Annotated in this window: 11 protein-coding genes; 5 read left to right on the plus strand and 6 right to left on the minus strand. The window is 55.1% G+C overall.

What is annotated here, in order from left to right:
• Positions 1-149: 149 nt before the first annotated feature.
• Both ISN75_RS04395 and ISN75_RS04400 read left to right on the plus strand, forming a co-directional pair.
• On the plus strand, positions 150-1376 hold the full coding sequence (locus tag ISN75_RS04395; protein WP_423385128.1) for an IS256 family transposase: 1227 nt from the start codon (positions 150-152) through the stop codon (positions 1374-1376).
• Positions 1377-1525: 149 nt separating this feature from the next.
• Positions 1526-1909, plus strand: a complete 384-nt coding sequence (locus ISN75_RS04400) for a response regulator (protein ID WP_343821943.1) — start codon at positions 1526-1528, stop codon at positions 1907-1909.
• 1496 nt (positions 1910-3405) lie between these two features.
• Here ISN75_RS04400 and nhaA read toward each other — a convergent pair.
• The 5 genes from nhaA to ISN75_RS04425 form a co-directional block, all read right to left on the minus strand.
• Positions 3406-4605, minus strand: a complete 1200-nt coding sequence (gene nhaA / locus ISN75_RS04405) for a Na+/H+ antiporter NhaA (RefSeq protein WP_423385129.1) — start codon at positions 4603-4605, stop codon at positions 3406-3408.
• Between the two features lie 181 nt (positions 4606-4786).
• Entirely contained in the window at positions 4787-6013 is a 1227-nt protein-coding gene (locus ISN75_RS04410; protein WP_423385128.1) for an IS256 family transposase, read from the minus strand.
• Positions 6014-6055: 42 nt separating this feature from the next.
• Complete coding sequence (locus tag ISN75_RS04415) at positions 6056-6343, minus strand: hypothetical protein (RefSeq protein WP_343819589.1); 288 nt, start codon at positions 6341-6343, stop codon at positions 6056-6058.
• Positions 6344-6472: 129 nt separating this feature from the next.
• Positions 6473-6838 (minus strand): hypothetical protein, encoded by a 366-nt coding sequence (locus ISN75_RS04420; protein WP_343819591.1) that lies wholly within the window; start codon positions 6836-6838, stop codon positions 6473-6475.
• A gap of 11 nt (positions 6839-6849) precedes the next feature.
• Positions 6850-8001 carry an RHS repeat-associated core domain-containing protein gene (locus ISN75_RS04425; RefSeq protein ID WP_343819593.1) on the minus strand — a complete coding sequence of 384 codons (1152 nt, stop codon included), beginning with the start codon at positions 7999-8001 and terminating at the stop codon, positions 6850-6852.
• A 402-nt stretch (positions 8002-8403) separates the two neighbouring features.
• Between ISN75_RS04425 and ISN75_RS04430 the strand changes: the two genes are divergently transcribed.
• The 3 genes from ISN75_RS04430 (at position 8404) to ISN75_RS04440 (ending at position 10230) form a co-directional block, all read left to right on the plus strand.
• Positions 8404-9108, plus strand: coding sequence for a hypothetical protein (locus tag ISN75_RS04430; protein WP_343819595.1), 705 nt, complete (start codon positions 8404-8406; stop codon positions 9106-9108).
• Between the two features lie 341 nt (positions 9109-9449).
• Positions 9450-9758, plus strand: a complete 309-nt coding sequence (locus ISN75_RS04435) for a YrhB domain-containing protein (protein WP_343819597.1) — start codon at positions 9450-9452, stop codon at positions 9756-9758.
• Positions 9759-9858: 100 nt separating this feature from the next.
• Positions 9859-10230 (plus strand): hypothetical protein, encoded by a 372-nt coding sequence (locus ISN75_RS04440; protein WP_343819598.1) that lies wholly within the window; start codon positions 9859-9861, stop codon positions 10228-10230.
• A gap of 766 nt (positions 10231-10996) precedes the next feature.
• Here the strand turns inward: ISN75_RS04440 and ISN75_RS04445 are convergent.
• Entirely contained in the window at positions 10997-12169 is a 1173-nt protein-coding gene (locus tag ISN75_RS04445) for a TIR domain-containing protein (protein ID WP_343819599.1), read from the minus strand.
• Between the last annotated feature and the right edge of the window lie 2 nt (positions 12170-12171).

Genomic DNA, 12171 nt, shown 5'->3' on the forward strand with positions numbered 1-12171 from the left:
GCGTTCGCGGAAACGTAAGTGTGCGATCAGGTGCGTCCCTCTGCGTCGCCACTGTACGGTACGCTTGCTATTCGAAGTTCGGCGGGTCTGTCCTAGATTTTGTGTAAACGGGCCTTTGGCAGGAAACTGCCATCTGACCCGGAGACACCATGAGTCCACGCAAACACGAAGTGCCCGACGAGCTTCTTAGCAGCCTGTTGGCCAACTATCAGAAGCCCGAAGATCTCGTCGGCGAGAACGGCCTGCTTAAGCAGCTGACCAAGATGCTGGTCGAGAAAGCGCTAAATGCCGAGATGACCGAGCATCTGGGGCATCAAAAGCACGAGCCGGTGGCAAACGCCTCGGGCAATACGCGCAACGGCCACAGCCGGAAAGTTCTGAAGGGAGATTTCGGTGAGTTGCCTATCGAGATCCCGCGCGACCGTGATGGCACGTTCGAACCTCGGCTCGTCGCCAAGCACCAGACACGCTGGAGTGGCTTCGACGATAAAATCATCTCTTTGTATGCCCGAGGCATGACCGTTCGCGAGATCCAGGCCCATCTAGAAGAGATGTACGGTGCCGAGGTGTCCCCAAGCCTGATCTCCTCGATCACCGACACCGTGATTGATGAGGTCAAGACCTGGCAGAGCCGTCCACTGGATGCGGTTTATCCGATCGTCTATATGGATTGCCTGCATGTCAAAGTCCGAGAAGGCAGCGTGCGAGTAAAAGCGGTTTATCTCGCCATCGGCATCACGATGAACGGCGACAAGGAGGTCCTCGGCCTATGGCTTGCGCAGACCGAAGGCGCCAAATTCTGGCTGAGCGTTGTCACGGAACTTCGTAATCGTGGCGTGCAAGACATTTTCATTGCGTGCGTCGACGGCTTGAAAGGCTTTCCCGACGCGATCGAAACGGTCTTTCCTCAGGCAACGGTGCAGCTATGCATCGTGCACATGGTGCGACACAGTCTGAACTATGTTTCCTGGAAGCGGCGCCCCGAAGTGGCTGCGGATTTGAAGCGTATCTACACCAGCGCAACCGTCGACGAAGCCGAGCTTCAACTCACGGAGTTCGAGGACCGGTGGGGCAAGGAGTATCCGCCCATTGGTCAATCGTGGCGCCGAAACTGGACGCACCTGGTGCCATTTTTTGATTACCCGCCCGAGATTCGCAAAGTGATCTACACGACCAATGCCATCGAATCGGTGAATATGAGCTTGCGGAAGTTGACCAAGTATCGAGGCGCCTTTCCAACGGACGAGTCGCTCATCAAGCTCCTCTACTTAGGGCTGCGCAACATCAGCAAAAAATGGACGCTTCCCATCCACGATTGGAAGGCAGCGCTCAACCGCTTTACCATCCAGTTCGAAGGCCGCTTCCCTCAGCTTTAAAACGATCCCGTTTACACAAAAGTCTGTACAAGCCCAGTTCGGCGGGACTGGATATCCCTGGCGCTGATTGTCACGACGTCTATTCGACAATCAAGGCTTCGTTTTGAGAGTGCTATCCTCATTCCATATGGTGAGGTGAGGGCAGGCTCATGCACGTCCTTTTGGTGGAGGACAGTCTTGAAGTCGCGGAGGTATCTAAGGCCATGCTCGAGTATCTTGGATTCGAGGTGAGCCTGGCCCATCGTGGCGACATCGGTCTCCAGTGCATCTTGCATCAGCGCCCAGCATTGGTGATCACCGACTTCATGATGCCGGTGATGTCCGGATTAGAAATGATTGGGCGGGCGCGCGATGCTCAGTATGCAGGGGGCATCATCCTTTGCAGCGCTATGCCCGAATTGGAACTTCCGGTGCATCGAGCAAGTTATAACCTTTTTCTGCAAAAGCCCTATCGTCTGACAACACTGGCTTCCGTAATGGCCGCCGCACAGTCCTGCATAATAGCTTCCGGCACTGAATCATCGGCCAATTAAAGGATGGAGAGGTCTTGCTGTCCTGGTCTGACGCCCCGTTGATGATATGGTCGACGCCGTCTCGAATCGACCCGCTTAAGCGGGCTTGAAGGAGGGGAAGTATCCGTCACCAAGCGACCGATAGCGGGATACCAGCCTCTTCCATGACTTGTACTTGATTGGTCAAGGATGACTCTAGTTACTGAAGTTTTCGCAATGAGAAGCTGAGGTAGTGATGTTCTATGCAAGGACTACGGCGGTGAGAACATTGGCGGTCGAGGCTGGCGTCGTCCGCATTTGTTCTCGCTGCGGCCCGATCCTGGTAAGGACGTCTGACGAGCATGGAGACTGCGAATTTGGCGTTAACGCACTTAATGAGGCGTTGAGATATGCGATGCAGGCTCGATCGATCGGGCGCTACGATAAAATATTTGCTGATCAGTCTGCTATTCGAAGGGAAATGTTTGCCTACCTGTCAACCTTGCGCGACTCGGTGTGCAGCTGCGCCGCCGAAAACTAGAGAGCATCGGAAGCGCATGGTCAACGCGCACCTCACCTGTAGGCCAACTATCTAGCTGACGATAGCTCCGCGCAACGATTGCCACAATCGAGAAGGTCAAGGGTATTGGAGGATCCATAGCCATCAATGGCTCGGAGCAGTCTCGGGCAAGCCCTTTCTCTCACGCTAGGAATGTCCCCTTTGCGTAGGAGGATGTTGTAGTCATCCTCGGCCTTCGTCCATCCCGCCATAAACTGTGCCTCTAGCATGAGGTCGCCACTAGCGCCCTCTGCTGCCGAGGCCTTGAACGCACTCAATCGCTTTTCTGGCACGTTGCACAGAATTTTTGCTTCGGCGATGACGTAACCAGCTCTTCGCACACGATGCGCCTGCTCTAGTCTTTGACGCTCGGCCGTTCGGTCGGAGCACGCAACGATCAGCAGGGCTGTTAGCAATGCCAGGAAATACCACTGTTTCAAAACTCCCCCTAGCTCGGCGTGCCGCTGATTACGGGGCGAGCGTGGCAGTTGCAGGCCACGCAATGCGCCAAATCTGCGTTGGCATGTCAAGTCTCTCGTTTTGGCCAACGAGCATGCGGAGAGTGCCAAAGGGGGCTTCTGGATGCAAATGTGCTGAACCGATTACGGGCCGCTTTGCTCCGCGTTCAGAGGGGGCCTCACCTATCTACGTGGAAGATGCGCGGCGATCGACCCTCGGTAGAGGGTTTTCTGCGAACTCAATCATGGCGCCGGGCGATTGGCGACGATTGATTGAACGCTCCGCGCCCAACGTCTTGGCAAGTGCGATCACGTTCCGACCTGCATGAGTCATGCGTAACTGTCGTGAAGTCACCCGTGCGATAAACAGCGCGGAAAGATACCTTTTGAGCAGCGGTTGAGCGATGACCTTGGTCGATGGGCGATGTAACTTTAGCGAATACTGGTCTTAGGGCTTGATCTGATCATCGGCCTATTGCTTCGCGATTGGAGGCCATAGGCTGGCTGTGACGTGATGTCGTCTAGTGGGCCGAAGACGCGATTCGATTGTTACGTCGCAGGCAAAGCCAGCCGGCGATACCCGAAGTGATCGAGCCGGCGAGAATGCCAAGTTTAGCTTCGTTCTGCAGCGTCACGTGGCCAGGAAAGGCCAGCATGCTTATGAACAACGACATGGTAAAGCCGATCCCGCATAGCATTGCTGTGCCGAGCAGTTCACGTCGCCCGGCATCGCGCGGCATGGGTGCCCAGCCGAGGTGAATGGTGATCATTGTCGCAGAGAATACCCCGATAACTTTACCGAGAGCGAGGCCAAGGCCCACGCCCAAGGTTACCGGGGCAATCCAATGTGAGAGGCCGATATTGGTAAGGCCAATCCCCGCATTGGCGAAGCCGAAGAGTGGCATCACGGTGAGTGGCACAAAGCGGTGGAGAGCATGCTCTAATCGCAAAAGGGGGGAATGCGTGCAATCACCATTTGACGGCGGGCGGCCCTGCTCATCGCGCAGTGGGATGCAGAACGCCGTGGCGACGCCAGCTAGCGTGGCGTGAACCCCGGAGGCGTGAGTCAATAGCCAGAGAGCAACGCTCAGCGCCAGGTACGGCCAGAGCTTACGTACCCCACTCAGGTTGAGTATGACCATCGCGCCAACAACGATGAGCGCGCCTCCAAGGTAGGTGATGTCGAGGTGAGGTGTGTAGAACGTGGCGATGATGACGACGGCGCCAAGATCATCGATGATGGCAAGGGCGGCGAGGAACGCCTTGAGGGATGCGGGGACACCCTCGCCCAGAAGAGTGGCGACACTTAGGGCGAACGCGATGTCGGTGGCCGAGGGAATAGCCCAGCCATTGAACGCCTCACTGGTGATGCCATTGAACAATACGTAGATCAGCGCCGGCACGACCATCCCGCCAACGGCAGCGAGCCCAGGTAGGATTCGACGACGGTTGTCCGCGAGCTCTCCATCGATCACTTCGCGCTTAATTTCGAGGCCGACAAGCAGGAAGAAGACGGCCATAAGACCGTCGTTGATCCATTGCAGGATACTGAGGGGGCCAAGCTCCTTGGCGAGGAGGATTTCATACTCGGTTCGCCAAGGAGAGTTGGCGATGGCGAGGGCACAGGCCGCTGCCCCCATAAGGGCAAATCCTCCAGAAGCCGAGCCTGAGACGAAGTCCAAGATCCGCTGGATCGGGCGCCAGATGAGGGACTGAAGCAATGGGAGCATCCCTTCGTGATGATCGCCGATGGTCCCATCTCTGTCCCGTATTTGCCAACCCACGATAGGCTCGGCTTTCCAACGGTAGGTAATGCGAGGGCCCGTTGATGATGAGCGCCGTGGATGCGAAGGGGCGCACCCATGGAGGGCTTGTACAGACTTTTGTGTAAACGGGATCGTTTTAAAGCTGAGGGAAGCGGCCTTCGAACTGGATGGTAAAGCGGTTGAGCGCTGCCTTCCAATCGTGGATGGGAAGCGTCCATTTTTTGCTGATGTTGCGCAGCCCTAAGTAGAGGAGCTTGATGAGCGACTCGTCCGTTGGAAAGGCGCCTCGATACTTGGTCAACTTCCGCAAGCTCATATTCACCGATTCGATGGCATTGGTCGTGTAGATCACTTTGCGAATCTCGGGCGGGTAATCAAAAAATGGCACCAGGTGCGTCCAGTTTCGGCGCCACGATTGACCAATGGGCGGATACTCCTTGCCCCACCGGTCCTCGAACTCCGTGAGTTGAAGCTCGGCTTCGTCGACGGTTGCGCTGGTGTAGATACGCTTCAAATCCGCAGCCACTTCGGGGCGCCGCTTCCAGGAAACATAGTTCAGACTGTGTCGCACCATGTGCACGATGCATAGCTGCACCGTTGCCTGAGGAAAGACCGTTTCGATCGCGTCGGGAAAGCCTTTCAAGCCGTCGACGCACGCAATGAAAATGTCTTGCACGCCACGATTACGAAGTTCCGTGACAACGCTCAGCCAGAATTTGGCGCCTTCGGTCTGCGCAAGCCATAGGCCGAGGACCTCCTTGTCGCCGTTCATCGTGATGCCGATGGCGAGATAAACCGCTTTTACTCGCACGCTGCCTTCTCGGACTTTGACATGCAGGCAATCCATATAGACGATCGGATAAACCGCATCCAGTGGACGGCTCTGCCAGGTCTTGACCTCATCAATCACGGTGTCGGTGATCGAGGAGATCAGGCTTGGGGACACCTCGGCACCGTACATCTCTTCTAGATGGGCCTGGATCTCGCGAACGGTCATGCCTCGGGCATACAAAGAGATGATTTTATCGTCGAAGCCACTCCAGCGTGTCTGGTGCTTGGCGACGAGCCGAGGTTCGAACGTGCCATCACGGTCGCGCGGGATCTCGATAGGCAACTCACCGAAATCTCCCTTCAGAACTTTCCGGCTGTGGCCGTTGCGCGTATTGCCCGAGGCGTTTGCCACCGGCTCGTGCTTTTGATGCCCCAGATGCTCGGTCATCTCGGCATTTAGCGCTTTCTCGACCAGCATCTTGGTCAGCTGCTTAAGCAGGCCGTTCTCGCCGACGAGATCTTCGGGCTTCTGATAGTTGGCCAACAGGCTGCTAAGAAGCTCGTCGGGCACTTCGTGTTTGCGTGGACTCATGGTGTCTCCGGGTCAGATGGCAGTTTCCTGCCAAAGGCCCGTTTACACAAAATCTAGGACAGACCCGCTTTCAAACCTGGCACTATCTGGGTCGGGGTTCTCATCTGTGATGCGCACGCCGGCTAGATAGGAACGAACATCCTGAAAATATAGGGTGCTTACTTCGTCGTCACCGAAGTTCTTTCCGACGTAGACAAGTGAGCTGATCGTTGGAATTTTCATGCCCTTATCAGCGTATAGGACATGAAAATAGGTTTCGCCTTCTATGAGCTTGTCACTCGGAATCGGTCGTGCGTAGGGTGGGATTTCTCGTTGATCGAACTTGAGCATGGCATGGGTTTCCTTGTTGTGCCATTGATGTTAATGGCATTAGCAAAGAAGGCGGCCATTTGGCCGCCTTTCACTTGAAGCAATCGCGATAGCTCGCGCCGATATAATCTTTATCGGCGCGAGATGTTTCTATCGCTTATTTTTATTTCTCTGAATAGAGCACTTCAGGAGTTCATCTAGTGCTCTCTCAAACTCGTAGATCATGTCAAGCTGATCTGGTGTGAAGCGATACAGATTGTAGGTGCCGGATTCGGGCTTCTCGTTCATGCGGACCCCATCCCGGTAGGATTCTGCATCCTGAAAGTAAAGATACGACATGTCCTTTTCTTCTTCGCCAACAATATTAACGCCGAGAAAGATTAGCGACTCCATGACTGGAATACTAAAGTCATCAGCCGCGTAGCTGACCATGTAGTAGTCGGTGCCAGCGATTAACTGATCGCTATCAACATGTTGGGCATTTTGCTGTAACTCGCGTTTCTCAAAGGTAAGCATCTGCGAACTTCCTAGTGGGTCGTGCATTCAATAGGGTCGGTGCAATTGCATCCAGGGGATACTGATCGCTTGCTTGATGTTTCGGTCTCGGGGACGACAAACGGATTATGCCCATCTGGGTCGTTGCACGAGCAACTCAGTCGGCGATCGGCCCATTCCTTGAGTTCAAGCTCACCGGTCAACCTGGTGGTTCTGAATACTTGATTCACACGGCAGCTTTGCATGCCGGTCTCCTGGCAGCGCGCTTCGCATTCTGCAAGCTCGGCGTTGTTGCACTTGTCGGTCTTCTGTCTTGAAGGAGGAAGCGGCTTCGGAAGCAATCCAAGCTGATCGCTGTAGATGAAGGGACTTAGGTAAGCATAGCCATATGTGCTGGGTCCGCCATCCAGTCCCTTTGGGTCGCTTTGAAGGTAACGACCGGTTGCGGCCTCGTAGTGACGATTGACGTTGTACGCAATGCGCGACTCGGAGTCGTAATACTGCCCTGCAAAGCGCAGATTGAAGGTGTATCCGCTGGTCGAGGTAGGCTGGTTCTCACCGAACGGATTGGACTGGTACGCCCATTGCCATATCGTTGCGCCAGTGCTGTCAGTGATCGCTCGCGGCGTGTTGAGGCCATCGGCATGCACGTAGTTGGTGGTGCTCACCGTGCCTTGCGTATCGATGACGGCCAGCGGGAGATCTTCTAGCCATATGTAATCGCGGGTGGTCCCACCGTACTCGCCGATGAGCTGACTGCTCTCGTCATAAGCAAAGCGCTGGCTCAGCGACGCCGGCAGTGTGGCCACCTTTGCGACGCGCTCGCCAAGGGCGTTATAGGTATAGGTGCCGACGGTGCTGCCATTGCGCTGCGCAATGGTCATCCGATTCCGGCCGTTGTAGCCGAACCCAAACGATTCGCCACCCACCGAGCTGGCGGTCGTGTTGCCGTTGTTGTCATACGCGCGGGCGGCACTGCCGATGTAACTCAGCCAGTTATGGGGATATTGGTAGTAGCTATACATACCCGTGGCGAGTCCGCTAAAGCGAAGTTCAGCGCTGGCGGATGGTGACGCTTCAGCAGCATCACTCCACCACTCGGGCCACGCAGCATTCACGGCGGCCTCGCTGAGGCCAGCCTTGCGAATCAGTCTTGCCTTGAAGTCAGCGGCGTTCTCCGTCACGGCGCACCCCCTTCACCAATGCACTACCACACATTCTTACCGTGGTATGCGACGTAAACGACGTGCCCCACAGTTTCCGCGTTGCCGCGCACTCGCACCGGGCGAACTCGGAGCGAGTACCCGTAGTCTTCAATTCTGCTGCGGAGTACAAAATCTAACGATCTCAACAAAACGACCGGGCATGCGGAAAAGCTGCCGTGGAGGGGCCAAAAAAACAGGCCCCAAGAAGTCCTTCGACGCTCGAGGGGTGACCCCGCGCGAATTTTGCCGCTATCTTTTCACTATACTAAACAACGTTCAATCCCTTAGCCAACCATGTCTTCGCCGACTAGATCCCTGGTTCAATCACCAGCGTCCAAAGCCCGCCAGGCCCGGGTTCCTTCGGTGTTTTGCTGGACGAAAATGGGCGCCGAGGCTGGTCAGCAGCTAACCGACATCATCCGACGGAAGGAACTCGAGCGGGAGTGTGGAGAAGGCATCTTTGCCTGGGGTATCGGCAATTCCGTCGGGCCTGCAATTCGATATGCACGGTCCACTAAGAGCGTCCCGGACCTCGAGACGCTATTCACGCCGATGAAGGCCGCACCAAAGTCCATAGATGTGGCCCCGACATCCATCGTTATGTGGCTGGGATTTGTGTCCGAACAAGGAGAGACAGAGCTGCTGCCTCCTCACATGCTAGTGACCAGTAGAGGGCAATCCGAACTTGGGCTACAGAAGCGCTCACACTACGCTTTAATCTGCAAGTCGTCGCATTCACTGATGTCGCAGCGGCACAATGAGGCGATTGATCATCGCGCAGCGCGCAACTTGGTCAGCAGCAATCCGGTTGGCGCATCTCAAGTTACTTCGGTCGTTCGTTACAGCTATTCGGAATCCATTGAGGCAAGCTATCCGGTCTTGTTCCGTGCTCAGTTAGTTGGGCAAGCTTTTGTTCGCCTTGCCTTGCCAGTTCTTCTCACTGGTAGCTCTCTATCGAAGTATCGCGATGTGTGTGCGGCGCAGACGAGAGAAGACTGGATGACCGGGATGATTGAGCTAAGAGGCTCGGCCGCGCCCCAGCGAACCCTGGGCTTTCAGCGGTCACTCTTTTCTGACACCAATTAGCCATCCTTCGTTATGCGTGTAGGAGGCCTGGTGCGTAGCAGCCTTAAACACATCTCGAGCGGCCAAACTACGCGAGACACGTGCGGCCAAACTATGTGAGAAGGCACACACAGGTGCACCTTCAGCACGAAGGGACTTGCTGTGATTGGGGTGGCCCTGGAACACTCCGCATGTCTGCTTTCGACCCGAAGCGGACGCTCTGACATGTAGGCTGCGAGTTTGCCGTGGGAGGATGAGTAGATGCTGATTTGTGCTGGCTCTTCTCTGGATAGGTGCGATCATTTCGCTAGTAGGCACATAGGTGGCCTGTACAAAGCTTATTTTTCGGCTAAGGAGAGCCCATGGATTTGATAAGCGAAAAACAGGCTAGCGAAATTTGCTATCGGAACATCAATCTACCAAGACCGGACTGGCCTGATAAGCCAGAGTTTGTAGTGGTGCGGGTGGACGAGCGTGAGCGCACGTGGGTTGTTTATTATCAAACAAAACTTTGGGCGGTCACACGTAACGTTTCTCACGCACTCGCTGGAAATGGACCCTACCTTGTGTCCAAGGCAACTGGTGAGTTTGAAGTTGCGGGATCCTATCCTCCTCTATCGGATCGCTTGGAAGAGGCAGAAGAAAGGCTTGCCACCAGAGGGGGCCTTTAAGCGCGCTCCATCAGTCCTGAATCATCTTGGCTGAAGTCGCAACCCCATGCGGACTTAGATGCGCTCATTGCAACCTGTTCGAAATTCACTGGAGCCAGGGATGAAACAGAATATTTCTTTGATGGTGGCGGCGGCAATGAGCCTCGCTTTGGGATTGCCGGTGGCTCAGGCTACCGATCATGTAGTCAGTGGAAGGCCTGAGCAGGGTCTGGTGGTAACGGTCACTAAGGAGGGCTCTTACCGATTTTGCGGAGACGTGCAAGATGAGCAGGGAGTCCGCGCCAGACTCACCATCGCGGCCCTGCAAGTGCCCGAGCCAGTTTTACGCATATTTGTTGAAGGTGGTATCGAGACTCAGGCCGGAACAAAAGCCCTTCATGCATTATTGATCGATGTAAGTGATAGTGGTTTGACCCATATCGTGATTGATCGGCCAGATCCACGTAGCGTCTCTTCCCCGCCAAGCTGCTGAATTTCCCGTCAAGGAATCCAATAAATTGTCTGCTTAAAATCACTGAAGGCATGTCCGCTTCCGACCCATAGCGGACATTGCGCAACGCCGTGCCATAACTTCCTTTTGCAGAAAAGGACTCGTCAATCCTGCGGACGGCCTGTTTGAGCGAACAGTTATGGCTGCCCTCGCCATCGCCCCGCCTCGAACAGCATGAGCCAAGGAGCTTGCTGGCTGGGAGAGGCTGCTCTAAGGCGAAATGGCGGAGAGATAGCCGCCCGCGTCCATAGCTTCTGAAACATGTTTTGGCTAATGACGACTGGCTCGCCCCAATGTTTGCGCCAAGTCTCACCGAACCGGAAATCGGCCAGCGTGCCAAACTGATCGTCCCAGTGCTTGCGGTCATACCGTGTGAGATAACCGTTCGCGTACTCGTCAACTTGCCTCGATGCAAAGCCATCGTCACCAAGCTCGATGTAGCGAATGAACTGGCCCCAAGCGAAGGACTCCCTCAGAGCCTGCGCCGCCTGAAGGGGAGATTTATGGTATCGAACTGAGCCGATCTGAGAAGGCATAGCGCTTGAGGCAATTGGCCGCTGCCATGAAGGACATCAGATTAGCGTGGTAAGTCGGAGCGGTCTATTCCGGCCCTTTAGTGAGCCCAGGTTAGCCAACCTGGCAGGCCACATCATCATGATCGAGCCAGTGCGGCATCCGCTGCGCATCGAGGCGGCTACGCGGTGGAAGTGAAATATGAAGGGCGGCATGCGCCGCCCCACTGTCACCACTAGCGAAACTGACTGAAGGTTTTAAGAAGCTTCATGGTCGAGTCGTAGTCGAGCTTATCGCCCTCGAACTCGCACCTATAGAGACCTTGGAGATTCGATGGAAGAACAACTCCTTTCTCCACCAGCAGGATGACGCGTTTTCCGTAAAGCGCCATGGCCGCGCCAATTTCGATCAGCACGTTGTCATTAATCTTGACGTGCTCGTTCCCATCTCTATCCAGATACTTGCCTTCAGCTCCAACGTGAAGCACACCCGCTCCACACGAACGCATGTCTTCGAATACTTTCTCTGGTACTGGGATAGCTGTCGCTTCGCGCTCAACCGATACGATTGGCTCGAAGTTTCCGAACGTCAGAAGCTCTTTGATTTGGCCAACAATCGCGCGCTGCTTCCCATGAGTGATGAATACGCGATTCGCCTTGGCGTCAGGCTGAACGTTCGCCTTGGTCGCAGGTGTTACTGGCGAATGATGACCAACTTCTACCCCTGTATCAGTCGTCACCACGTCCGCTGCATGATCTTGCTGGCGGCCGTCTATATCTTGAGTGGTCGCTGGCGAAGGAACGCCGGGAGAATCAAGGTTTATGAACGGGCCGGTAGGAGTTTCACGAATGATGCCAGCATAGCTTCCGTTTGCCTTTATGATTTCGAACGCAGTTTGTGCTCGATCATCTGGAATGCCGAGCGATTTCAGGACATTGATTGCAATTGTCTCATTCGGCAATTTTGCGCGGCGATATTTCTCAAAAAATTCTTTCAAAATGCGAGGTTTCAAAATAGCCTCGCGGCGGGCAGCCACATCCTGCCCTTCTTCTTCCGGGGCAACGAGGCGTTTTCCCAATGCGGTAAGTTTGATAACGTTCGCATTTACTCCGCCATCTGTTAACCCATAAGCAATGGATGCGCCTGTGAGGTTCGGCCAACTGCTGCTCGTTGGGCTGATACCAAGTGCGAGCGCAACGTCGGGCGGCGAGGCAGAGTCACCCGCGAAATTATCCACTAGGGTCGAAGCAATTTTCTGAGCTTGCTGGAGCGTCGTTAGCGGAAAGTCTGCTTGCCTGAAATAGACACGCTTCTCGTCAGGCTTGGCTGATTGCTGCTTTCTCGCAACCTTGGTGACTTTTGCAGATTTGGCGGCGGGTTTCCCACCCTTTCTTTTTGCTTGCGCCACGT

It is taken from the genome of Dyella marensis (assembly GCF_049532885.1).
GTDB lineage: Bacteria > Pseudomonadota > Gammaproteobacteria > Xanthomonadales > Rhodanobacteraceae > Dyella_D > Dyella_D marensis.

What these genes read in the sequence shown, in the direction of transcription:
- ISN75_RS04395 (WP_423385128.1), top strand. Translation starts at nt 150, where the DNA reads ATGAGTCCACGCAAACACGAAGTGCCCGACGAGCTTCTTAGCAGCCTG.
- ISN75_RS04440 (WP_343819598.1), top strand. Translation starts at nt 9,859, where the DNA reads ATGAAACAGAATATTTCTTTGATGGTGGCGGCGGCAATGAGCCTCGCT.
- ISN75_RS04435 (WP_343819597.1), top strand. Translation starts at nt 9,450, where the DNA reads ATGGATTTGATAAGCGAAAAACAGGCTAGCGAAATTTGCTATCGGAAC.
- ISN75_RS04415 (WP_343819589.1), bottom strand. Translation starts at nt 6,343, where the DNA reads ATGCTCAAGTTCGATCAACGAGAAATCCCACCCTACGCACGACCGATT.
- ISN75_RS04420 (WP_343819591.1), bottom strand. Translation starts at nt 6,838, where the DNA reads ATGCTTACCTTTGAGAAACGCGAGTTACAGCAAAATGCCCAACATGTT.
- ISN75_RS04400 (WP_343821943.1), top strand. Translation starts at nt 1,526, where the DNA reads ATGCACGTCCTTTTGGTGGAGGACAGTCTTGAAGTCGCGGAGGTATCT.
- ISN75_RS04410 (WP_423385128.1), bottom strand. Translation starts at nt 6,013, where the DNA reads ATGAGTCCACGCAAACACGAAGTGCCCGACGAGCTTCTTAGCAGCCTG.
- ISN75_RS04430 (WP_343819595.1), top strand. Translation starts at nt 8,404, where the DNA reads ATGGGCGCCGAGGCTGGTCAGCAGCTAACCGACATCATCCGACGGAAG.